This is a genomic window from Micromonospora sp. NPDC048040, assembly GCF_055587185.1.
Genome location: NZ_JBVJGT010000011.1, coordinates 64527 through 85801 on the forward strand (window position 1 = coordinate 64527; position 21275 = coordinate 85801).

Consider the following 21275-nt stretch of genomic DNA (forward strand, 5'->3'; position numbering starts at 1 on the left):
CTGAGCAACAGCCCGCCAGTCAACTCGGTCCTGCGGTGTCTCGTGCTTCCCACCTATTCCTGTCGGAGCCGCGAGACCAGTCTCGCGACCCGGCGCGCTCGCGTGTCCGGGTTCGGGCCGCGAGGATGGGATGGAGGGCAGCGTACCGGGCGGCGCGGGTGAGCCTCGCGAACGCCGCTTCGGCGGTCGGTTGCGCGCGGAGGGCGTCGGCGAGGTCGATCGGGACCTCCGCGGTCGCCTGGCCCGCGTACGCACGGTTCCATCGCCCGTCCGCTTTCGCGGCGTCGACTCGGCGACGCCGCGAGCTCTCAGGCGTCCTTCCGCGCCGAGCCGGGCGACGGTCTCGACGTTGCGCCGTGACCAGATCGAGCGCGGACGGCGCGGAGTGAATCGCTGGAGGAACGTCTCGCACGTTGGTGCTCGACATCGCGGCAGAGCATCACGCGGCCTGACATGCGGCAAGCGGCCGGCAAGTGACGTTCCCTCTCGCCGGCCGCTTGCGTGGCGGCCGGAACCCGGCGACCGTCTGCGGCGTCAGTCGACGAGCGCGGTGGCCTCCACCTCCACGAGGACGTCCTCCTCGAACAGGGCGTCGACGCCGATGAGCGACGCCGGGGGCATCGGGAGTTCGAGACCGATCTCCCCCGCGACGGCCTCCACGCCGGCCATGAAGTCGCCAATCTTGTCCGGACGCCACTGCGTGACGTAGAACGTCAGCCGCAGCACGTCGGCGAACGTCGCACCGGCACCCGCAAGGCCGGTGGCGGTGTTCCGCAGCGCCTGCGCGACCTGCCCGGCCAGATCACCGGGAGCGACGGGAGTGCCGTCTTCCTGGCGGGCGACCTGCCCGCTGACGTGCACGTGCCGGGTGCCGGCGCCCACGGCCACGTGATGGTAAGGGGTGGGCTGCAGCATGCCTTGCGGTGTGAAGTGCTGGACAGTCATGTCGATCTCCTCCTGGGTGGTATCAGTAAGATACTTAGCATCAGAAGGACACTTCAACGAGACCAGGTTTCAGCATGGATACTGCCGATGAGATCCACATCGCCACCGCACATCGAGAACTCCTCGACCAGGTCCTCGACAAGTGGTCCCTCAGCGTCCTCAACGAACTGTGCGAACGCCCATGCCGCTTCAACGAACTTCGCCGGGCGATCCCCGAAGTCACTCAGAAGTCGCTCACCGCGACGCTCCGGCGGCTCGAGCGCAACGGCATCGTCGAACGACAGGTGACCTCGACGCGGCCGGTCGCGATCACCTACCAGATCACCCCGCTAGGCAAAACCCTCCGCCACCCGGTCGACGTCCTCCTGGAATGGGCCGAGCACCACATGCCGGCGATCGAACGCGCCCGCGACAGATTCGACGGGAGCACTGCAGGCGGCTGAGATCTAGGCGGGCGAAGCTCCCAGTCAGGGTGGGCCGACCGCCGGGTGCTCAATGCGCGCTTCGACGATGAGAGACCTCGTCGTGATGCCGTCGTGATCGGCCCCGGCCCGACGGGAGGCGGCGGTACTCGGCCGGGTGCGCGCGCAGCAACAGATGGCGGCGCTCCAGATCTCTCGCACCAAACCTCCGGCAAGACGGGGCGCGCCTCGGCGGGTGGCACGGGCACCCCTGCGCAGACGGGCGGTGGCCACCTCGACGTTACGGCGCAACCGTTCGGTCTCGGCAGCGAGCAGTGTGTCCCCGTTCGAGGTGGGCAGTCTCCAGGGCAATGCCGGGGACCAACTTTCACTTCTCACAGCACCGCGCTAAGCCGCCGCCGGCTGACCGCGGCTTGAGTAGATCGCTGAATCGGTCGCGCGCTCGGTCTGCGGTCTGTTCGCACCACGACGGTGTTGAGGAGGTGGGATCGGGCGCCGATGAGAAATGGCGCCGACAGTAGTCTGAGTACGGTCTGGTGAAAAGGCGCTGCGCGCATCAAGGGAGAGCAACGAGATGAGACCACTTCGATACTCGATCAACGTCACACTCGACGGCTGCTGCCATCACGAGGCAGGGCTCCTCCCCGACGAGGAGTCGATGCGCTACTGGACCGCTGAGATGGAACGAGCCGATGCCCTGCTATTCGGCCGGGTGACCTACGAGATGATGGAGTCGGCGTGGCGGCAGCCGGCCACGGGCATGTGGCCTGACTGGATGGGTGAGTGGGAGATCCCGTTCGCCGAGACCATCGACCGGGCGAAGAAGTACGTCGTGTCGAGCAAGTTGAGCGGGGTCGATTGGAATGCCGAGCTGGTGCGAGGCGACTTGGGGCATGCGGTTCAGCGGCTCAAGCAGGAGCCAGGCGAGGGCCTGTTCGTGGGTGGCGTGACGCTCCCCCTGGCGTTGGCAGATCTGGGACTGATCGACGAGTACGTGTTCCTTGTGCAGCCGGTCCTTGCCGGACACGGGCCGACGTTGCTCGCCGGTCTGCGCGAGCGCATCCAGCTCGAGCTCGTGGATCGCCATGAGTTCCGGTCGGGGGCGGTCGCCCTGCGATACCGGCCCACGCGAGTAACGGCTTGACGTGATTTGTCCTGGCACGTTGGCCGCTGCCTCGCGACGCAACGACGGTTCTCGCGCCTGATGCGAGGGTTCGGACCGTCCCAAACGTGCGGACAGAACGGCGCAGCCTGCATCCCCGAGTGCCGGTAGATGACGGTTCGGGCGGGGTGTCGAGCTACTCAGCGTCCGCACGCTGCGTGACGAGATGACCATGTCCGGGCAGTTTCAATTGGCCGCCGGCGGGCAGATGCAGCTGGCCGCCCACACTCAATCCACAGGTCTTGACAATTCCTCTCAGTAACGAACTCACACCCGGTGAACGCTCATGGTCATCAAAACCAGGTAGCCGAACCCGAGGCCGGTGCCGGGCGCTGCGCTTGTCAGCGGCGGAGAAGGGCGAACGACCGCGAGGCGGTACCGTATCGGAAACCGAGGCGCTGGAGAAGGCGGGCGGAATCGACTATGGGGCAGCCGGGCCGGGAAACCGGTACGCGGGTCGAGCACCGGGCGGCCCCTGGTGGCCACGTCGACCTCTTCGGACGGTGGTGGAGCCTGCGCACCGTCTGCGAGCTGCGAAGCGGCCCGCTCGATTTTCGGTCGCTGCGACAGCGTCGCGACAACGTGCCGGCATGACCGGCTTCTCCCGCCGCGACGTGACGATCGTCGACGCCTGCACGCTCGGGGGACAAGGCGGCAGCCCCACCGCCGTGCTGATCGACGACCCGGCACTCGGCGATGGCGCGCGCCGCGCGGCAGTTCGCGACGCAGGTACCTCACACGCGGCGTTCGTGGACACCGGTACGGACACTGTCCGGTTCTTCACCACGCATGGCGAGCTCACCAACTGCGGGCACGGCACCGTGGCCGCCCAGGCGTTCCTGCTGCGCCGTCGCGGCTCAGCAGAGCATTACGGGCACCAGCGGACCGGTGGCCGCATCTTCGGCACCACGGCGGTCGAGCGCGACGACGGCATCGAGGTGTGGTTCGACCAGGGCCTCATCGGTCTTCAAAACGGCGTTCCCGCAGGCCTCGACGGGGTCCTCGGCGCCCTCGGTGTCGGGCCGGACGCCATCGCCGCGGACGACACCCCGAGCGTCGCGTCGCCGGGAACGCCGCGACTGCTCGTGCCCGTCAAGACGGCGCCGATCCTGCGCTCCCTGCGTCCGGATCTGCCCCGGCTCGCCGCTGAATGCCGCCGCCTCGGTTATCTCGGCTGCTTTGCCTACGCGATGTCTCCGGTCGACGGCAGGGCGGTGGCGCGCATGTTCGCGCCCGCCATCGGAGTCGGCGAGGATGTCGTCAATGCCAACAGCAGCGGATGCCTCGCCGCGCATCTTCATGTGACACATGGCCGGAGCAGCGTCGAGGTCGAACAGGGACACTCGGCCGGGCGCCCGTCCCTGGTGTTCGCCACCGCGACGACCACCCCTGAGGGCATCTTGACCCGGGTCGGCGGAACGGCCGTTGTGCGAAGCGGAGTCGAGGGCACGGCGGCCTGACGCTCTGTCCTGGATGGCGCCCTGACGCGAGCCAGTGGTGTCCGGGTCGTCTAGGCCTCGGACCGGCGCCTGATCGTTGGGCTACCCCTCGTCTGTCGCCCTCCGAGTTGGCTACCACCCAACCGCAACGCTGCCTAACAGTGCGCCGTGAGCTCCACCGTCAATCGCGGGCTGCTCGTCACGGTCGTCACCGTCGCGGGACAGCGCAACTTTGATCTGACGGCATAGCCGTCAATGACCCAGACAGCGCGGCTTGTGCGACGGCTTGCCGGAAATGGGGGGGGTGTCGATGGCTCCGGTGGAGCCGGGCGTTTAGGTAGGTCGCCGCTCGCCGGCTGGCTCCGCGCCGCCGGTACTCGGCGTCAGCAGCGGCCTGCGGCCGGGCACGGCACTTCGTCACGCCCGCACCGTACGATGCCTCGCCGTACGGTGGGCCGGCATGCCACGCCGTCGAGTGGGTGTGGCATTTCCGTGGCATCCCTCAGGGCCCATCGCTCCAGCGTTGTGGCCGCTCCCGTGGGCCCTGGCTTCTCACCGCCCGACGCAGCGCTGGTCGCCCCTCGTGCGGGTGTGGGGCGAGGCGACGGCCAGGGGCACCCAGGTCGGCCAGACGGGCCGATTCGACAGCGGCTCCGCGGGTAGGCTCGGCCATGGCGGACTCCCGACCACAAGCGCGTGACCGCATGCCGCTTGCTTCGCTTGATGCCAGCGCGCGACGGGTCGCGGCCCGCGCATGGCGGCACGGCGAGCGAGGGGGGCGGCTGCGGCGACGTCAGATGGAGATCATCGCGGTGATCGCGGTGCAATCCGGTCTCGCCGCGGCGCTGGCATGGTGGTTGGCGCATGACCTGCTCGGCAATCCGAGTCCTGTCTTCGCACCCAGCGCAGCGGTCGGCACCATCGTCGCCGCTGTCGGCCAGCGTGCCCGACGTACCGCCGTTCTGCTGGCCGGGGTAGGGCTCGGGATCGCAATCGGCGACGGTCTGATCTTCCTTATCGGCACCGGCCCGTGGCAGACCGGCGTGGTGGTCTGCCTGGCCGTCGGGTTTGCGCTGGGCATCGCCGGAGGCGCCGGAACGCTGGTCAGCCAGGTCGCCGGCACGGCCGTGCTGATCGCGACGTTGTCCCCGAGCGACCGGAACCTCGAGGTGCCCAGGATCGTCGACGCGGTCGCCGGCAGCCTGGTCGGCCTCGTGGTGGTCGCGCTGTTGCTGCCCCTCAACCCGATCAGAGTGCTCAACCGGGCCGCCGCCCCCGTCGTGCACACCCTCAACTGCTACCTACGCGGGATCGCCGAGGCGCTGCGCGCCCACGACGCCGACCAGGCCCAACAGGCACTGGACGGACTGCAGGCGATGGAGCCGGACGTGCAGCGGCTCCGCGAGGCGCTCAGCGGCGCCCAGGAAGTGGTGACCATCGCCCCGGCCCGGTGGAACCGACGCACGGAGTTCGAGCGGTACGCCCGAGCTGTCACCTGCATGTACTGGATCATCGGCGACAGCCGGGACCTCGCCCGCCGAGCGGCGATCCTCATCCGCCACCAGGAACCGCTGCCCGCGGCACTGCCCGACGCCGTCGACACCCTGTCCGACGCGATACGGCAACTGCAGCAGGACTGTCCCCGTGGACGTTCCCTCGATGCCGCCAGGCACCGGGCCGTCCAGGCCGCTGAGACAGCAGGACAAGCCAGCCGCGAGGAGGTGGGAACCTACGGCAACGCCGTCGTGACACAGGTACGCGTCGCCGCCGGCGACCTGCTCCGCGCCACCGGCTGCTCCAGCGACGACGCCGCTCGCCTGATCCGCGACGCGGCGCGCCGCGGCGAGAGCGACTGAAGAGCATCTGATCCGCGTAGTGGCTGATTCATTTCGGCCGTAGCGGTGGGGTTGGTTCGTGGGCGTGCAGCGGCGTGGATATCGGTCGGACTTGTCGGGTCGCCATCGCTGGATGTACGGCTGCTCGACGGGAGGCCGCTGAGCGGGGCGCGCCAGAGAGGTGAGAGTTGCCGGAGGGGATCCGCCCACGGGACGACGAGGGCACTCGTTCTGGTGCGTACTTGATGCGGATTCCGGCTGTTATGCCCTGAATTAACCTTACGATGAGGTCTCTTCATGGAGGTGAAGGACCGATGCCAACGTATGTCGCGTTGCTGAACTGGACCGATCAGGGGATCCGAGGCTACAAGGACACCGCGAAGCGCGCCGAGGCTTTCGCCGCAGCGACCCAGAATCTCGGGGCGAATCTCCTGAACATTTACTGGACCGTCGGTCCGTACGACGTCGTGGCCGTCGTCGAGGCGCCCGACGACGAAACCGCCGCCGCAGCGCTCCTGCAGCTCGGCGGGGCGGGCAACGTCCGTACCACGACCCTGCGGGCCTTCGGTCGAGATGAGATGGAGCGCATCATCGCCAAAGCCGCTGGCTAAGGCCTTCCACACACTGCCATACGACGGGCCGCCACACCTGCAGCGCAAGGGCGGCGTCGAGCGCGGTAGACACCGGTGGCAGGAGGATCACGCCGGGAGCGGCCCGCGGCAACCATCGGCAAGCACGCCGCGCACCGGCCAGCGCCGTCGAGGCCAGCTCGCCGAGGAGGCCCAGGCAGAGCAACGTCGCGTAGCTCACGCCGCCACCCGCCGAAGGCCGCCGGTGAGCGGCCCGGTCGCGCCGGTGTCGACGGCGCTTCCGCCGCGCCCGGGCCGGCCGCCCGTCTCCAGTGCTTCGAAGCCGCCGGGCACGTCGCCGCCATCAACGGGCGGCTGTGACAGACTTCGACACAGCCCCGAGGCGTGGGTGGCCAGGATTGTGGTGCGCAGGCCGACGACCGCGGTGACGTGGAGCAGAACCGCCTTGACCGCCACCGAGACAAGTCCCGTGCCGTCCCCGCAGTTCCGTCATCGCCGTACCGGTCAGTCCGACGGCCCCGACCGCCCGTCCGGCCGGTCGCCGTCCGGGCCGGGACGGTCCGGTCTGCGCTCCCGCCGCCGCTGCGCCAGGGCCGTCACCAGCAGGGACACCCCGAGCGCGGCGTCGCCCCAGCGGCGCAGCGCGGACCGGAGGCCGGGAGCCGGCGGCGGGGGCCCGGGAACGACGACGCGGTCCACCCCCGGGTACGCCAGCCGGGACGCCCGGGCCACCTCCTGCTCCGACTCCCCCGACAGGTTTCCGTGGATGGTGACGTCCCGGGCGTCGTCGCGGTAGCGCCAGCGCCACAGGTCGCCCTCGGACCACACCTCGATCCGCTCGCCCGGCAGCGGCGCCTGCGCGGCAGGCGCGGGCGGCCGGTACGCCCGCCCCGCCTCGCCCCCACGGCGGGGCCCACCGACGGCCCGCCGCAGGTCGGCGCGGGTGAGATCGCCGATCCCGGCGGCGTCGCCGCCCTTCAGGGCCCGCGCCACCAGGTACGCGAGCAGCCCGGCCGCCACGGGCAGCAGCAGGACCAGCACCTGCAGCAGCGAGCGCACGTCATGGGTCGGCACATCCAGCAGCCGGGCGATGAGGTCGTCGCCCGCGGCGACGGTCAGCACCCCGTAGAAGGTGATGGCGGTGACGCCGACGCCGGTGCGCGCGGGGTGGTCGCGGGGGCGGTCGAGCAGTTGGTGCGGCCGGCGGTCCTTCGTGCGCAGCCGCTCGGCGAACGGCCAGGCGTACAGGGCGAGGAAGGTCAGCCCGCCCAGCACCACCCCGGGGACGAACGGGGCGGGCACGAGGTACCCGGCGATTCGGATCTCCCACGGCGGGAAGAGGCGCAGCGCCCCGTCGCCGAAGGCGACGTACCAGTCGGGTTGGGCGGGGGCCGTGGCCTCGGCCGGTTCGAACGGTCCGTAGATCCACACCGGGTTGATCTGCACCAGCCCGCCGAGGGCGAACAGCACGGCGAGCACCCAGGCGAACAGGGCCAGCGAGCGCAGGGCGTAGCTGGGCCAGAGCCGGGAGCCGACGACGTTGTGTTCGGTCCGTCCCGGGCCCGGGAACTGGCTGTGCGTCTGCCGCACGATGATCGCCAGGTGGATCGATACCAGCGCGACGAGGATGGCCGGGACCAGCAGCACGTGGCTGACGAACATCCGGGGAATCATCTCGTCGGAGGGAAATTCGCCGCCGAGAGCCAGGAACGCCAGCCACGGCCCGACCACCGGGACGGACTCCGTCACCGAGACGAGGATCCGCAGGCCCATACCGGAGAGCAGATCGTCCGGCAACGAGTAGCCGGTGAAGCCGTTGAAGAGGGCCAGGGCCAGCATGGTGACGCCGATCAGCCAGTTGATCTCGCGCGGCTTGCGGTACGCCCCGGTGAAGAAGATCCGGATCAGGTGCACCACGATCGCGGCGACGAAGACCAGCGCCGCCCAGTGGTGTGTCTGCCGGATCAGCAACCCGGCAGACACGTCCCAGCTCAACCGCACCGTCGAGGCGTACGCGGCGGAGGTGGGGACGCCATCCAGCGGCGCGTAGCTGCCCTGGTAGACGCGTTCGGCGACGCTGGGGTCGAAGAAGAGGGTCAGGTAGACGCCGGTGAGGATCAGTGCGACGAACGAGTAGAGCGCGATCTCGCCCAGCATGAACGACCAGTGGTCGGGGAACACCTTGGCCAGGGCTTTGCGGGCGACGGGAGACAGCCGCAGCCGGTCGTCGAGGGCGCGGGCGAACCGGTCGACGATCACGGCCGGCCCCAGAAGCCGGCGCCCGGTGGGGCGGTGAAGTCACCGGTGGCGCGCAGGTGGCCGTCCGGACCGGCCTCGATCGGCAACCCGGGCAGCGCCCGGGCGGCCGGCCCAGACACCGGACGGGCCGCGGCGAGCAGGTCGAACGCGGACTGGTGGCAGGGGCAGAGCAGTTGCCCGGTACCTGCCAGGTAGAGGCGGACCGGGCAGCCGGCGTGCGTGCACAGCAGCGAGTAGACGACCAAGCCGTCGAGGTGACCGCCGGCCGGTGGCCGGGTGAAGCGTCGCGGGTCGAGGCGGACCGCGAAGGCGGGCCCGTCACCGGCGTCGACGTCGCCTTCCGGGAAGACCGCGACCATCGTGTCCGCCGGCACGTCCTCGGGGCGCAACAGTCGCCCCTCGCGGGTCACCAGCCGCACACCGAACGCCCAGGGCGTGTCCTTCCGTGCCGTCACCGGGCGGGCGCGGTCGAACGGCAGCAGGGAGCGCAGCGGGAAGAGCGCGGTGACGCCGAGGGCGGCCAGCGCCAGCCCGAGCGCGGCGAGTGGGCCACGGCGGCGCAGCGGGCTGTCCTCGGCCGTGAGCTCCGCCGCCGCCAGCGCCTGCGTGCGCGGCGGTGGGGTGAACCCGGCGTGCTCCTCGACGTAGCCGCCGGACGGCACGAGCCGCCGCCCCCAGACCGCGAGACCCACGGCCAGACCGGCGAAGGCCACCGCGAGCGAGACGCCCTCCCACTGCGTCTGGCCGCCGAGGACGTAGGTCACCGCGAAGCCGACCGCTCCGGCGGCGCTGACCAGGAAGGCCGCGACGATGCGGCGGGTCACACCCCGGTCGGGCACCGGTGCGCCGCTGTCGCTCACTCGCCAGCCCTCCCGCCCAGCCAGCGCGCTGCCGCGACGAGCAGCCCCAGCACGACGATCCACGCCACGAGTCCCTCAGCCAGCGGGCCCAACCGGCCCAACGGGTTCCCGCCCCGGTCCAGTCGGTCGCTCTGCAACCTCCGTACGTAGGTGACCACGTCGTTGACCTGCTGGTCGCTGAGGACCTGGCTGGGAAAGACCGGCATCAGACCGGGACCGACCCGCACCGCCTCGGCCACCTGCACCGCGGTCGCGTCGTACAGGGGTGGGGCGATCGATCCGTCGGTCAGGTACGCGCCCGCCCCGGTCGCGCCGTGGCAGGGTGCGCAGGTGGCGGCGAAGATCTCCCGGCCGTTGGTGACGCTGCCGGGTACGACCTGCGGGATCTGCGGGCCGCCGCCGAAGGTGCCGACGTGGCCGACCAGCGCGGCGATCTCGCCGGCCGAGAACACCGGCTCGGCACGTCGGGGCTGCTGCCGCTCGACCGAGAGCGGCATCCTGCCGGTGGAGACCTGGAAGTCGACCGAGGCGGGCCCGACACCGATCAGGGAGGGCCCCCGCTGGGCGCCCTGGCCCTGGGGGCCGTGGCAGCTGGCGCAGCGCTGCCGGTAGAGCTCGGCGCCGCGGTCCGCCGGTGCCGACGTGGCCGGTGCCGACGTGGCCGGTAGGGGGTCGGGCTGCGCCGCGACGCCGGGTCCGGCGGCGAGCGCCAGCACCGCACCGACGGCGAGGGCCCGCCGGGGGTGCAGCCGCGTCCTGCGGCCCCGTCCGGCGGTGATCGTTGCTGGTTGGTCCACGGCCTCAGTCCAGTGTGTACAGGTAGGCGGCGATGTCCTGCGCGTCGATCGGGTCGATGCCCAGGTCCGGCATGGCGGTGCCGGGCTCGACCGCCTGCGGGTCGGCGATCCAGCGCCGCAGGTTGTCGGCGTTGTTCGGCAACGCGCCGGCGATGTAGGAGCGGGCGCCGAAGCGGGTCAGGGGCGGGCCGACCAGCCCGTTCGCCCGGTCGATGCCCGGGATGACGTGGCAGGAGCCGCAGCCGTGCTCGACGATGAGCTGTGCGCCGCGCTCGGGGAAGCCGACGCGGACCTCCGGCGGTGGCGGCGGGGCGGTGCTGGCGCAGCCGGGCGCGACGAGCACGACCGGCAACACCAACAGGACCGGCCACAGCGACCGGATTCTTCGCGTCATCGCGCCCCCGCTCCGGTATGCGTGGTGACGACCGGGCCGCTCTGTTCCGGCGGGGTCACCCGGTCCGGGCTCTGCCGGTGCAGGCGCAGCAGCCAGCGCAGGAAGATGGTCAACGTCGCGACCAGCACGACCACGTCCATCGGCGCCCACATCAGCAGGCCCGCCACCTGTTGATCGGTGAGCGGGTTGGGGCCGAGCGCCTCGGCCGGGTAGACCGGTCGCGGCGCGAAGGTGAGCACCGCGCCCAGCGCCGAGGCCGGCAGCATCGTGGCGACCAGGAGCAGCACCGCGATCGGGGCGGGCAGGCGGTGCTGCGGCGCGCCGAGCACCGGCGCCCACAGCAGCCAGGCAGCGGTGACGAAGCAGAGATGCTCGACGGCGTGCACGAGCGGCTGTTGCAGGGCGGCGACGTAGGGCCCGGGCAGGTGCCAGACCCACAGCACCAGCGTCTGCACCCCACCGGCCAGCGCAGCCGTGGTCATCGGCCGGCGCAGCCACCGGGCGGTGGGGGCGGCCCGGAGCCGGGCCAGTCGTTGCCGTAGCGGCTGCGGACAGGCGAGGGTCAGCGGCAGCCCGGCGGCGCCTGCGGCGAGCAGCGGCCCGGCGACCAGCAGCAGTGCCATGTGCTGGATCATGTGCCCGGTCAACGACCGCCCGGCCAGGTCGGTCAGCGGAGGGCCCTGCGCGGCGAGCGCGACCAGCACGCCGAGGCCGAAGGTGCCCACCCGCCAGCCCGGCAGGACGCGTCCCGCGCCGCGGCGCGCCCAGAGCTCGTGTACGCCGCGACCGTAGCCGGCGGCCAGCAGAGCCAGCGTCAGCACGAGCAGGATGTCGAGCAGCCCGGCCACGACGGACGCCTCCTGCGGCACGCCGCCGGTCGCGGTCATCCCTGGCATGGCGCCAGCACCAGCAGGGCGGCCCCGCCCAGGACGATGATGGTCAGGAAGAGCAGGTTCAGCCAGATCCCCACGACGGCGAGCATCCTGGTGCGGGAAACAGACCGGTCCGCGCCGTCCTGGCGGATGCGCCGCCAGGCCAGCCCGGCGGCGAGCAGCGATCCCACGGTGGCCAGCGCCGGCAGCACCACCGCCAGGGTGACGACCAGGCGCAGCGGCACGGCGCCGACGCGCGTGGAGCCGGAGGCGCAGGTGAGTTCCTCGACGCCCCAGGCGACGATCAGGTGCACGGCCCAGGCGAGCGCGCCGCCGAGGACCCCGTACCAGAGCAGCAGCCCGCCGGCGAGGCGGGCGCGCTGACCGGGCTGGACGCTCATCACAGCCACGGCGAGAGGTAGACGGTGAACAGGATGGCGGCCCACACCGCGTCGACGAAGTGCCAGTAGATGGCCGTGTTGCGGACCCGGTCGTGGCGGTGGCCCCCAAGGCTGCCGCCGCGCAGCGAGGCGGCGAGCAGCCGGCTCAGCATGGTCAGCCCGACCAGCACGTGCAGGCCGTGGAACCCGGTGATGACGTAGAACAGCGAGCCGTAGACGTTGGTGGTCACGGTGAACTCACGCAGCAGTTCGGCGTACTCGGTGGCCTGCAGGGCCAGGAACGTCAGCCCGAGGAGCAGGGTGGCGGCGACGCCGATGTTCAGCCGCCGGCGCCGCCCGGCGCGGATGCCGCGTTCCGCCCAGATCAGGGGCAGGCTGCTGGGCAGCAGCACCGCGGTCATCACCAGCGGGCGCAGCAGCGCCGGCTCGGCGATTCCGTCGGGGGGCCACGGGGACCCGTGCTGGAAGCGCAGGTAGAAGTAGCTGCCGAGCAGGTAGGCGAACAGGGTCGCCTCGGTGGCGACGAACATGACCATTCCCCACCAGCCGATGGAGCGGCCGACCGGCAGTTCCGTGGTCAGCGCCTCGGCGCCGGTGGCCGCCGCGAGGCCGCCTCGGGCGTCTCTCATCCGGTCACCCCCGGCTCCGCCTCCAGCCGGCGCGGCGGCCAGAGCCAGACGGCCAGCGTCGCGGCGACGGCCAGCGCGGCGGCGGCGGCGACCGGGTACCAGGCGAACAACATCGCGGTGAAGAAGACGAGCAGCTCCACGGCGACCAGGAGCGGCTGCAGGGAGGCCTCGGGCATCTGGACCGCGCGTTCGCGCCGGCCGTCCAGTTCGCTGGTGATCAGCGTCGTCCGGCCGTCGGCGAGGATCCGGTCACCCGTGGCGCCTGCGCCCATCGACTCCATGCTCTGGGCGTCCCAGACGGGATGCAGGCTGTGCACCCGCGGCAGCACCGGGAAGTTGTAGGGCTGCGGTGGTGATGGGGTCGCCCACTCCAGGCTGTCCCCGCCCCACGGATCGGCCGGGGCGGGCCGGCCGCGCCGGATCGCGTGCCCGACCCCGATCAGCACGAGCAGCAGCCCGACCGCGAGAAGGTACGCCCCCGCCGTGCTGACCAGGTTCCACCGCTCCCAGCCCAGCTCTCCGGGATAGGTGTAGACGCGTCGGGGCATGCCCCACAGGCCGTAGAGGTGCATCGGGAAGAACGTGACCTGCATGCCGGTGAACACCAGCCCGAACGCCCACCGGCCGAGCCGCTCGTGGTACATCCTGCCGGTGATCTTCGGCAGCCAGTAGTAGATGCCGGCGAGGATCGGAAACAGCGCGCCGCCGACGAGCACGTAATGGAAGTGCGCCACGACGAAGTACGAGTCGGTGATCTGCTGGTCGAAGGCGGTGATCGCGAACATGGTGCCGGTGAAGCCACCGACCACGAAGGTCACCAGGAATCCGATCAGGAACAGCATCGGCACCCGGAGGACCACCCGGCCGAGCAGCATGGTGGCCAGCCAGGCGAAGATCTGGATGCCCGACGGGATGGTGATGATCGTGCTGGCCGCGCTGAAGAAGCTGTAGGACAGCTGCGGCAGCCCGGTGGCGAACATGTGGTGCACCCACACGCCGAAGGAGATGATCGCGATGGACACGATGGAGAGCACGATCAGCGCGTAGCCGACCACGCCCCGACGGGTGAAGGTCGGCAGCACCGCCGAGACGATGCCCAGTGCCGGCAGCACGATGATGTAGACGTCCGGATGGCCGAAGATCCAGAACAGGTGCTGCCAGAGCAGCACGTTTCCGCCGGCCTCCGGATCGAAGAAGTGGGTGCCGAACCGGCGGTCGAGGAACAGCATCGCGTTGTCCAGGTTCAACGCGGGCAACGCAAAGATCACCATGAACGCGGTGGCGACGATCGCCCAGACGAACAGCGGCACCCGGTCGAGCGACATGCCGGGGGCGCGCAGCTTCAGCGCGGTGACGATGAAGTTGATCGAGCCGGCGGTGGTGGCGATGCCGAGGAACAGCAGCCCGAGGGTGTAGACGTCGATGTTCAACCCGGGCAGGCTCTGCTCACCGGCCAACGGCACGTACGCGAACCAGCCGGCGTTCGGGGCGGCGCCGAAGGGCAGGCTGGCCCACATGAACAGCCCGGCGAAGAGGAAGATCCAGTAGCCGAGCGCGTTCAGCTTCGGAAACGCCATGTCCCGCGAACCGATCATGAGCGGGACCAGGTAGTTGCCGAAGCCGAAGAGCATCGGGGTGGCGAACAGGAAGATCATCGCCGTGCCGTGCATGGTGAACAGCTGGTTGTACTCGTCCGGGGTGAGCAGGGTGGACTCGGGGCGGGCCAGTTGGGTGCGCATCGCCAGCGCGCTGATGCCGGCGAGGGCGAAGAACAGTCCGGCGGTGACCAGGTAGCGCCGCCCGATCCTCTTGTGGTCGACGGTGCCGAACCAGGCGACCAGGGACGGCCGCTCGCCCCAGTGCTGTTGCAGCCGTGCCAGGTCCTCGCGGGTCGCGCCGGTCGGCGGTGCGGCAGCGGTCGACATGTCGTCACCTCCCCCGTGTGGTCACTTCAGCGACTGCAGGTACGCGATGAGGTCCGGCAGCCGCGCGGCATCGATCGGTTGCGGCGGCATGTAGCTGCCGGGTTTGACGGTCTGCGGGTTGGCGATCCAGCCGCCGAGGTGGCCGGCGTCGTTCGGCACCGCGCCGGCACCGAGGCTCCAGCGGGAACCGACGTCGGACAGGTCGGGACCGGCCCGGCCGTCGGCGGTGCCGCGGACGGCGTGGCACCCGGCGCAGGTGCCCTGGACGAACGCCTGCCGCCCGCGCTGTTCGGCGTCGGTCCGCGGCTGCCGGGCCGGCGAGCCGAGTCGGGCCAGCCAGGCGTCGAACTGCGGGCGGGGCTCAGCCACCACCAGGAACGCCATGTGCGCGTGCTGGGTGCCGCAGTACTCGGCGCACTGGCCACGGTAGGTGCCCGCCCGCTCGGCCTCCAGCCACGTCTCACGGGTCTCGCCGGCGATCAGGTCGGTCTTGGGCATCAGCTGCGGCACCCAGAAGCTGTGCAGCACGTCCGCGGACCGTAGCCGCACCCGGACCCGCTCCCCCACCGGGATGTGGAGCTCGTTGGCGGTCGCCCCGGCGATTCCCGGCACCCGCACCTCCCACCACCACTTGTGGCCGGTGACCTCGATGGTCGGCGCCTGCGGCTCCGGGCCGGCGCTGAGCATCGCCAGGTCCCGCAGCCCGACGCCGTAGACCGCGACCAGGATGAGCAGCGGAACGCCGGCGCCGGCGACGGCCACGAAGCGCAGTGGCTGGCCGTGCCGGACCCGGGTCGTCGGGGCGCGGCGGAACAGCAGCGCCCAGGCCAGCAGCGCCATCACCTCGACGAAGACCGCCAGGGCTATCCAGAACAGCAGCCACCAGGTCCGCTCGACGCGCTCGGCGCCGGTCCCCGCGGTGTCGAGCGTCGACGGCGCGTCCGTGGCACAGGAGGTCAGGGCGAACAGCGCCGCCAGGGTGCCGAGCGCCATGACGGTGCGACGGTGCGACCGCCGCGCGGTCCCACCGGCCGTTGACGCCGCTGACCTGTCCACCGCCAGGGACGGTAGCGGCACCAACCGCTTTGGTGCCGCAATTACGCCAAAAGCCGTCTATCGCCTTCTTTGGGCCGCTAGCGTCCTGTTCGAGCGATAGTCAGCGGAAGCGCCCGGTCGGGGCGCGGACAGGGAGATCATGCACCAGCGGGTCCTCGATCTCGTCGCGGATACCCCGCGGGCCGCCGCCGGCCGCCGCACCCTGGCCTGGACCGCCGGCGGGTTGGCTGCCGCGGCGACCCTGACCGGCGGGTTGGTGGCGCCTGCGGACCAACTCCAGGGGCAGGCGCAGCGGCTGATGTACCTGCACGTCCCGGCCGCGTGGGTGGCCTACGCCGCCTTCGCGGTCGTCCTGCTCGGCAGCGGCGCCTACCTGCTCAACCGGGATCTGCGGTTCGACCGCCTGGCCCGGTCGGCGGCCGAGATCGGCGTCGTGCTGACCGCCGCCGCGATCGCCACCGGCGCCGTCTGGGGCCATCTCGTCTGGGGCACCTGGTGGGCCTGGGATCCGCGGCTGGTGAGCAGCGCCCTGCTGCTGGCGGTGTACGCCGGTTACCTGGCGCTGCGCCGCCTGCTCAGCGAGCGGCACGCCGCGGCGGACAGCGCCGACCATCGGGTCGCCCGTCCGGTGGCCGCCGTCGGCGTTGCCGCGTTCCTGCTGGTACCGGTGGTGCACTTCTCGGTCGTCTGGTGGCGCTCCCTGCACCAGCAGGCGACGGTGCTCGCGCCGCAGCGCCCCCCGATCGACCCCCGGATGGGGGCGGCTCTGCTGCTCGCGGTCGCCGCCGCGACGGCCGCCGCTCTCTGCGTCCTGCTGCGCCGGCTGGCAGCCCTGGAACGCCGGTACGCCCCTGCCGTGCAGCAGGCGAGGGCGGCGCGGACGCCGGTCCGGACGGGATGACCCGCCGCATCGGCCGGATCGCAGTCGGCCTGGTCGGCCTTTCCGCCGGTGCCCTGCTGGCGGCCGCCGCCATGCAGGGCACTCTCACCTTCTACCGCACCCCGGCGGAGGTGTCCCGGGATCCGCAGGTCCGTCAGGAACGGCTGCGGGTGAGCGGCCAGGTGGTACCCGGCTCGCTGCGCCGTGCCTCCGATCGGACGGAGTTCCGGCTCGCGGAGGACGGCCACGAGATCGCCGTGCGGCAGCGCGGTGTGCCGCCGGAGACCTTCCGGGAGGGCGAGGCGGCCGTCGTCGAAGGCCGCTTCTCCGCCGACGGGGTCTTCGACGCGGATCAGGTCGTCGTTCGGCACGGCAACGAGTACCGGCCTTCGACCACCCCGGGAGGGCCGGCGGATGGCCGGTGAGTTCGGCACCGCGAGCCTCGCCGCCGGCCTGGTCACGGCCACCCTCGCCGCCCTGCTCTGGCTGCGCGCCGGGCTGTCCGGCGGGCCGGTCAGGGTGGCACGCGCCGCGACCGTCGCCAGTTTCCTGGCCGCCGTCCTCGGTGGCGCCGTGCTGGAGTACGCCCTGCTGCGCCACGACTTCAGCGTCCGGTTCGTGGCCGAGAACGGTGGACGGGACGTGCCTGTCTACTACACCGTCACCAGCCTCTGGTCGGCACTGGACGGCTCGCTGCTGCTGTGGCTGGTCATCCACTGCGCGATCGCCGCGCTGCTGGCAACTCGGGCGTCGCGGTACCCGGCCCGGCTGCACGCGTACGCCATGCTCGTGGTCAGCGCGGTCGGCATGTTCTTCTTCGCGCTGACCTACTTCGCGGCGAACCCGTTCCGGGAGGTGCGGCCGGTGCCGCTCGACGGTCCCGGACCCAACCCACTGCTGCAGCAGCACCCCGCGATGGGGGTGCACCCGCCCCTGCTCTACGTGGGCTACATCGGCCTGGTCGTGCCGTTCGCGTTCGCGCTCGCCGGGCTGCTCGCCGGCCGGGACGGGCACCACTGGCTGCGCGCCGCCCGGCCCTGGGCCCTGGTCGCCTGGTCGGCGCTCACCGCCGGGATCGGGCTCGGCGCCTGGTGGTCCTACGCCGTGCTGGGCTGGGGCGGATACTGGGCCTGGGATCCGGTGGAGAACGCCTCCCTGTTGCCCTGGCTGACCGCCACCGCGCTGCTGCACACGGCGCTCGGCGGTGCGCGGGCGCGGGCGGGTTGGAACGTCGTGCTGGCCTGCGCGAGCTTCCTGCTGGTGCTGCTCGGCACGTTCCTCACCCGCTCCGGCGCGGTGGCCAGCGTGCACGCGTTCACCGAGTCGCCGCTCGGTCCGATGCTGCTGGGCTTCGTCCTGCTCGCCATCGCGGTCTCGACCGTGCTGGTGGGATGGCGGGGCCCGGATGCGGTCCCGCGGAGCCGCACGCCGATGCTGTCGCGGGGCGCGGCCGTTCTGGTCAACGGGGTCCTGCTGCTCACCATCGCGGCGATGGTGCTGGTCGGCACGATCTTCCCGCTGCTGTCCGAGTCGCTCGGTGGGATCCGCACGGCCGTGGGCCCCCGCTACTACCAGCGGACCGCGGTGCCGCTGGCCGTCGTGGTGCTACTGGTGATGGGCGTGGTGCCCGCGGTGGTGTCGGCCCGGCGCGCGGGCGGGCTGCGCCGGCTGGGCGTGCCGTTCGGCGTCGCGCTGGCCGTCGTGGCCGTGCTGGGCTGGGCCGGCCGCCCCGGTGCGCCCGCCCTCGCCGCGTTCGGGGCCGCGGCGTTCGTCCTCACCGGCGTGGCGGGGCAGGCCGCCCGGGCCGCCCGCATCGTGACGGCCGCCCCCCGACTGAGCGCTGCGAGGCTCGGCGGCCTGCTGGCGCATGCCGGGATCGCGCTGGTCGCCGTCGGGGTCGCCGGCTCGTCGGCGTACGGCAGCAGCATCGAGCGGGAGATCCGGGTGGGCGAGGCCCTGCGCGTCGGCGGGGTCCAGGTGCGGCTGCTGGAGGTGCGTCGAACGGGCGACACGGATCGGATGGCGGTGACCGCCCGGCTCGAGCACGACGGCGGCGGGACACTGACGCCGGCCCTGCGCTACTTTCCCGCCCACGACACCGCCGTCACCGTTCCGCAGATCCGCACCGGAGTGGTCCGGGACGTCTACGTCACGCTGATCGCCGCCGGCGCGGACGGCGGCAGCGCGACCGTACGGCTCGCGGTGAATCCGCTGGTGGCTCTGCTGTGGGTCGGTGGCGGGCTGACGGCGGCCGGTGGGCTGCTCGCGGTGCCGGCGGCGGTGCGGCGCCGCCCTGCGCCCGGGGCCGCCGTCCCGACCGCGGCGGCGGTCACGCGGCCGGAGGTGCGGGTGTGAGCGTGCTCCGCGCGCGGCTGTGGCCGGCGCTGGTGCTGGTGGTCACCGCCGCCGTCGGCGCCGGCCTCGCCGCCGGCCTCGGCACGCCGGACCGATCGGCGCCGGTCGGCGCCTCGACCGGGGAACCCGCACCGCCGATCGCCGGCACGACCCTCGACGGGGGCCGGTTCAACCTCGCCGACGTGCGGGGGCATCCGGTGCTGGTGAACGTGTTCGCATCCTGGTGCGGGCCCTGCCGCGACGAGCTGCCGCTGCTGGCGGAGGCCGGCCGGCGGGGGCAGCCCGCCGGGTTGCGGATCGTCGGCATCAACCTGCGCGACGGGCCCGACGCGGTACGGGCGCTGCTGCGCGAGACCGGCGCGGAAGCGATGACGGTGGTGCCGGATCCCGACGGCACGCTGGCGATCGGCTGGGGGGTCCGGGGCGTGCCGGAGACCTTCCTGGTGGACCGGGACGGGCGGGTCGTGGACCGGCGCCAGGGCGTGGTCACCCGGCAGTGGCTGGAACAGCGGCTCGGTCCGCTGCTGGCCGGATGAGGCGGCGTCACGCCCTCGGCGGCGCCGTGCTGGCCGTCCTGCTGGCCGCGGCGGTCCTCGGCATGGTTCGTGCGGGCCAGCCCGCACCACGGCAGGATCCGGTCCGGTCGGTCGCCCTCGGGTTGCGCTGCCCGTCCTGCCAGGGCGAGTCGGTGGCCGACTCGCGTTCCCCGATCGCCGCCGGCATGCGGCAGGTCGTGGCCGACCAGCTCGCACGGGGCCGCGACCCGGACGACATCCGGCGCTGGTTCGTGCAGCGCTACGGCGAGGAGGTGCTGGCCGATCCGCCGGTGCGCGGTTCCGGGCTGCTGCTGTGGGTCGTACCAGCCCTGACGCTGGTCGGCGCCGGGTACGCCGCGGTTCGGACGCTGCGCCCCCGTGCCCGGGGGGCGCCGACGCCGGCACCGACGGAACCGGCGCCGGGCGTCGCGGCGGCCCGCCTGGCCTGGCGGGCCGGCTCGCTCGGTCTGGTCGCCGTCGTCGTGGCGGTGGCGGCCGCCGGGGCCCGCCTCGACGGGTCGACCGAGGGCGGCGAGCCACCGGATCCGGCGGCAGTGGCCGTGCTGCTCGCCCGGGACCTGGAGCAGCAGAGCCGCTTCGACGCGGCGGCGGAGCTGTACCGGCAGGCGTTGCAAACCCGTCCCGACGACGACGGCGTGCGGCTGCGGATGGGATTCGCGTTGGTCCGCGCCGGTGACACGGCCGGCGCGGAACGGGAGGCCCGGCAGGTGCTGGCGCGCGTCCCCGATTCGCCGGACGCGCTGCTGGTGCTCGGGCTGGCCCAGCGGCGGTCCGACCGGGCCCGGGCCGAGGTGACCCTGCGCCGCTTCCTGACCGCCGCCCCGGACCATCCCGCCGCCGCCGAGATCCGCCGGCTGCTCGCCTGACACCCACCCGTGCCACGCGGCGACCTCGTTCGCCGGCGGGGTCGGCGCCCACCTCGCTCCCCCTGCGCCGGCTCATGCCCTCGGCCAGTCGCCCGTCGACAGCACGAGCATCCCCACGTCCGGACCATGCTCACCCGATCCGGTGAGTGCCGTCGTCACACAGGGACGACGAGCACTCACGACCACCCGGCCGGATGGACTGGACCGGGGTGACGGCTCACCGGAGCTGGTTGCGTGCACCACGGAGGGAGCACCATGCAGACGCATCCGCGCGGCGGTGGCATCGACGGCGCCGAGGCGGTCCTGTACGAGGGCTACCTGCTCTACCCCTACCGGCGGTCATCGGGCAAGAACCGCGTCCGTTGGCAGTTCGGTGTCCTCGTGCCCCCCGCCTGGGCGGATGCGCACGGCCTGGCCGACAGCACGGTGGCAGGTTCGGCCGAGTCGCCGTGGCAGCAGACCGAGTGCCTGATGGAGGTGCCGGACAGCGCAGTCGTCCGGATCAGGGTGCGGTTCCTGCACCTGCAAAGACGGGTGACCGAGGAACGGACGGCCGACGGCGGCTACCGGCCTGTCGACAGGAGCGATGCCGGGAGCCGCCCCGCGGCCTGTCGAAGGCGTCCGCCGAGCGCCGCAGGAAGGCATCCATGACGTGGTCCAGTTGCGCCAGGCGGGCGATCCACGACCGGAGGTCGTTGCGTCCCTTCGCCGTCAGCTCGTAGCGCCGACGCGCCGGGCCCGCCTCGGCGGCCTCCCACATCGACAGCAGCGAACGGTCGCGCTCCAGCCCGCGCAGCACCCGGTAGACCTGACCGGATTCCACGTCGGACATTCCCATCGCTTCAAGTCGCTCGATCAGGTCGTACCCGTAACCGGGTCGCTCGAAGATCAGGAGCAGGAGGAACGGATGCAGCAGGCTGCGCAGTTCACGCCCATGCATGTCAGTCCCTTCCGCGGTCGGGCCGCCGCTCCTCCTCGCAGCCAAGCACACCGAACCTCCCGAAAATGGATAAATGTCCAACTTGGGGTTG

General features: G+C 72.1%; 23 protein-coding genes. 10 read left to right on the top strand and 13 right to left on the bottom strand.

Annotated elements, in window-relative coordinates; all coding sequences use genetic code 11:
- Positions 1-19: 19 nt before the first annotated feature.
- Entirely contained in the window at positions 20-427 is a 408-nt protein-coding gene (locus tag ACZ6O2_RS14235; RefSeq protein WP_466023109.1) for a YdeI/OmpD-associated family protein, read from the bottom strand.
- 107 nt (positions 428-534) lie between these two features.
- Positions 535-945 (bottom strand): RidA family protein, encoded by a 411-nt coding sequence (locus tag ACZ6O2_RS14240; RefSeq protein ID WP_466023110.1) that lies wholly within the window; start codon positions 943-945, stop codon positions 535-537.
- 74 nt (positions 946-1019) lie between these two features.
- Between ACZ6O2_RS14240 and ACZ6O2_RS14245 the strand changes: the two genes are divergently transcribed.
- The 5 genes from ACZ6O2_RS14245 (at position 1020) to ACZ6O2_RS14265 (ending at position 6414) form a co-directional block, all read left to right on the top strand.
- A complete protein-coding gene (locus ACZ6O2_RS14245) occupies positions 1020-1388 on the top strand; it encodes a winged helix-turn-helix transcriptional regulator (protein WP_466023111.1) in 369 nt (122 codons plus the stop codon).
- A gap of 553 nt (positions 1389-1941) precedes the next feature.
- Entirely contained in the window at positions 1942-2511 is a 570-nt protein-coding gene (locus ACZ6O2_RS14250) for a dihydrofolate reductase family protein (protein WP_466023112.1), read from the top strand.
- Between the two features lie 608 nt (positions 2512-3119).
- The gene (locus ACZ6O2_RS14255; RefSeq protein WP_466023113.1) at positions 3120-3989 is read left to right on the top strand and encodes a PhzF family phenazine biosynthesis protein; all 870 of its coding nucleotides are present in this window, start codon (positions 3120-3122) and stop codon (positions 3987-3989) included.
- A 776-nt stretch (positions 3990-4765) separates the two neighbouring features.
- Entirely contained in the window at positions 4766-5824 is a 1059-nt protein-coding gene (locus tag ACZ6O2_RS14260; protein ID WP_466023114.1) for an FUSC family protein, read from the top strand.
- 293 nt (positions 5825-6117) lie between these two features.
- Entirely contained in the window at positions 6118-6414 is a 297-nt protein-coding gene (locus ACZ6O2_RS14265) for a GYD domain-containing protein (RefSeq protein WP_466023115.1), read from the top strand.
- Positions 6415-6609: 195 nt separating this feature from the next.
- On the opposite strand, the gene ACZ6O2_RS14270 is transcribed toward ACZ6O2_RS14265, so the two are convergent.
- The 10 genes from ACZ6O2_RS14270 to coxB are packed head-to-tail and all read right to left on the bottom strand — an operon-like array spanning position 6610 to position 15523.
- The gene (locus ACZ6O2_RS14270; protein ID WP_466023116.1) at positions 6610-6849 is read right to left on the bottom strand and encodes a hypothetical protein; all 240 of its coding nucleotides are present in this window, start codon (positions 6847-6849) and stop codon (positions 6610-6612) included.
- A 48-nt stretch (positions 6850-6897) separates the two neighbouring features.
- Positions 6898-8652, bottom strand: coding sequence for a cytochrome bc1 complex cytochrome b subunit (gene qcrB, locus ACZ6O2_RS14275; RefSeq protein ID WP_466023117.1), 1755 nt, complete (start codon positions 8650-8652; stop codon positions 6898-6900).
- The gene (locus ACZ6O2_RS14280) at positions 8649-9512 is read right to left on the bottom strand and encodes a QcrA and Rieske domain-containing protein (protein ID WP_466023118.1); all 864 of its coding nucleotides are present in this window, start codon (positions 9510-9512) and stop codon (positions 8649-8651) included. The genes qcrB and ACZ6O2_RS14280 overlap by 4 nt, the downstream gene beginning before the upstream one ends.
- Entirely contained in the window at positions 9509-10309 is an 801-nt protein-coding gene (gene qcrC / locus ACZ6O2_RS14285; RefSeq protein WP_466023119.1) for a cytochrome bc1 complex diheme cytochrome c subunit, read from the bottom strand. Before qcrC ends, ACZ6O2_RS14280 begins: the two co-directional genes overlap by 4 nt.
- A 4-nt stretch (positions 10310-10313) precedes the next feature.
- Complete coding sequence (locus tag ACZ6O2_RS14290) at positions 10314-10703, bottom strand: c-type cytochrome (protein ID WP_357460771.1); 390 nt, start codon at positions 10701-10703, stop codon at positions 10314-10316.
- Entirely contained in the window at positions 10700-11590 is an 891-nt protein-coding gene (locus tag ACZ6O2_RS14295; protein WP_466023120.1) for a cytochrome c oxidase assembly protein, read from the bottom strand. Before ACZ6O2_RS14295 ends, ACZ6O2_RS14290 begins: the two co-directional genes overlap by 4 nt.
- Positions 11587-11976: a hypothetical protein gene (locus tag ACZ6O2_RS14300; protein WP_350704465.1), complete on the bottom strand. Its 390-nt coding sequence runs from the start codon at positions 11974-11976 to the stop codon at positions 11587-11589. Before ACZ6O2_RS14300 ends, ACZ6O2_RS14295 begins: the two co-directional genes overlap by 4 nt.
- Entirely contained in the window at positions 11976-12605 is a 630-nt protein-coding gene (locus tag ACZ6O2_RS14305) for a cytochrome c oxidase subunit 3 (RefSeq protein WP_350704467.1), read from the bottom strand. Before ACZ6O2_RS14305 ends, ACZ6O2_RS14300 begins: the two co-directional genes overlap by 1 nt.
- Complete coding sequence (gene ctaD / locus ACZ6O2_RS14310; RefSeq protein WP_466023121.1) at positions 12602-14530, bottom strand: cytochrome c oxidase subunit I; 1929 nt, start codon at positions 14528-14530, stop codon at positions 12602-12604. Before ctaD ends, ACZ6O2_RS14305 begins: the two co-directional genes overlap by 4 nt.
- A 21-nt stretch (positions 14531-14551) precedes the next feature.
- Positions 14552-15523: a cytochrome c oxidase subunit II gene (gene coxB / locus ACZ6O2_RS14315; protein ID WP_466023122.1), complete on the bottom strand. Its 972-nt coding sequence runs from the start codon at positions 15521-15523 to the stop codon at positions 14552-14554.
- A gap of 202 nt (positions 15524-15725) precedes the next feature.
- On the opposite strand from coxB, the gene ccsA reads away from it, so the two are divergent.
- From ccsA to ACZ6O2_RS14340, 5 genes are read left to right on the top strand one after another with little or no spacing between them, the layout of a single operon-like run.
- Positions 15726-16487 carry a cytochrome c biogenesis protein CcsA gene (ccsA, locus tag ACZ6O2_RS14320; RefSeq protein WP_466023123.1) on the top strand — a complete coding sequence of 254 codons (762 nt, stop codon included), beginning with the start codon at positions 15726-15728 and terminating at the stop codon, positions 16485-16487.
- Positions 16484-16891, top strand: a complete 408-nt coding sequence (locus tag ACZ6O2_RS14325) for a cytochrome c maturation protein CcmE (protein WP_350704474.1) — start codon at positions 16484-16486, stop codon at positions 16889-16891. Before ccsA ends, ACZ6O2_RS14325 begins: the two co-directional genes overlap by 4 nt.
- Positions 16881-18821, top strand: a complete 1941-nt coding sequence (locus tag ACZ6O2_RS14330; protein WP_466023124.1) for a heme lyase CcmF/NrfE family subunit — start codon at positions 16881-16883, stop codon at positions 18819-18821. Before ACZ6O2_RS14325 ends, ACZ6O2_RS14330 begins: the two co-directional genes overlap by 11 nt.
- A complete protein-coding gene (locus ACZ6O2_RS14335) occupies positions 18818-19357 on the top strand; it encodes a TlpA family protein disulfide reductase (protein WP_350704478.1) in 540 nt (179 codons plus the stop codon). Before ACZ6O2_RS14330 ends, ACZ6O2_RS14335 begins: the two co-directional genes overlap by 4 nt.
- Entirely contained in the window at positions 19354-20244 is an 891-nt protein-coding gene (locus ACZ6O2_RS14340) for a cytochrome c-type biogenesis protein CcmH (protein WP_466023125.1), read from the top strand. The genes ACZ6O2_RS14335 and ACZ6O2_RS14340 overlap by 4 nt, the downstream gene beginning before the upstream one ends.
- Positions 20245-20746: 502 nt before the next feature.
- Here the strand turns inward: ACZ6O2_RS14340 and ACZ6O2_RS14345 are convergent.
- Positions 20747-21184 (bottom strand): helix-turn-helix transcriptional regulator, encoded by a 438-nt coding sequence (locus tag ACZ6O2_RS14345; protein WP_350704482.1) that lies wholly within the window; start codon positions 21182-21184, stop codon positions 20747-20749.
- Between the last annotated feature and the right edge of the window lie 91 nt (positions 21185-21275).

Bases quoted from the DNA above. Each gene is read 5' to 3' on its own strand.
- ctaD (WP_466023121.1), bottom strand. From the start codon at position 14,530: ATGTCGACCGCTGCCGCACCGCCGACCGGCGCGACCCGCGAGGACCTG.
- ACZ6O2_RS14240 (WP_466023110.1), bottom strand. From the start codon at position 945: ATGACTGTCCAGCACTTCACACCGCAAGGCATGCTGCAGCCCACCCCT.
- ACZ6O2_RS14235 (WP_466023109.1), bottom strand. From the start codon at position 427: ATGTCGAGCACCAACGTGCGAGACGTTCCTCCAGCGATTCACTCCGCG.
- ccsA (WP_466023123.1), top strand. From the start codon at position 15,726: ATGCACCAGCGGGTCCTCGATCTCGTCGCGGATACCCCGCGGGCCGCC.
- ACZ6O2_RS14250 (WP_466023112.1), top strand. From the start codon at position 1,942: ATGAGACCACTTCGATACTCGATCAACGTCACACTCGACGGCTGCTGC.
- ACZ6O2_RS14345 (WP_350704482.1), bottom strand. From the start codon at position 21,184: ATGCATGGGCGTGAACTGCGCAGCCTGCTGCATCCGTTCCTCCTGCTC.
- ACZ6O2_RS14300 (WP_350704465.1), bottom strand. From the start codon at position 11,976: ATGAGCGTCCAGCCCGGTCAGCGCGCCCGCCTCGCCGGCGGGCTGCTG.
- ACZ6O2_RS14260 (WP_466023114.1), top strand. From the start codon at position 4,766: ATGGAGATCATCGCGGTGATCGCGGTGCAATCCGGTCTCGCCGCGGCG.
- ACZ6O2_RS14325 (WP_350704474.1), top strand. From the start codon at position 16,484: ATGACCCGCCGCATCGGCCGGATCGCAGTCGGCCTGGTCGGCCTTTCC.
- coxB (WP_466023122.1), bottom strand. From the start codon at position 15,523: ATGGCGCTCGGCACCCTGGCGGCGCTGTTCGCCCTGACCTCCTGTGCC.
- ACZ6O2_RS14255 (WP_466023113.1), top strand. From the start codon at position 3,120: ATGACCGGCTTCTCCCGCCGCGACGTGACGATCGTCGACGCCTGCACG.
- ACZ6O2_RS14295 (WP_466023120.1), bottom strand. From the start codon at position 11,590: ATGACCGCGACCGGCGGCGTGCCGCAGGAGGCGTCCGTCGTGGCCGGG.
- ACZ6O2_RS14305 (WP_350704467.1), bottom strand. From the start codon at position 12,605: ATGAGAGACGCCCGAGGCGGCCTCGCGGCGGCCACCGGCGCCGAGGCG.
- ACZ6O2_RS14265 (WP_466023115.1), top strand. From the start codon at position 6,118: ATGCCAACGTATGTCGCGTTGCTGAACTGGACCGATCAGGGGATCCGA.
- ACZ6O2_RS14290 (WP_357460771.1), bottom strand. From the start codon at position 10,703: ATGACGCGAAGAATCCGGTCGCTGTGGCCGGTCCTGTTGGTGTTGCCG.
- ACZ6O2_RS14340 (WP_466023125.1), top strand. From the start codon at position 19,354: ATGAGGCGGCGTCACGCCCTCGGCGGCGCCGTGCTGGCCGTCCTGCTG.
- ACZ6O2_RS14330 (WP_466023124.1), top strand. From the start codon at position 16,881: ATGGCCGGTGAGTTCGGCACCGCGAGCCTCGCCGCCGGCCTGGTCACG.
- ACZ6O2_RS14245 (WP_466023111.1), top strand. From the start codon at position 1,020: ATGGATACTGCCGATGAGATCCACATCGCCACCGCACATCGAGAACTC.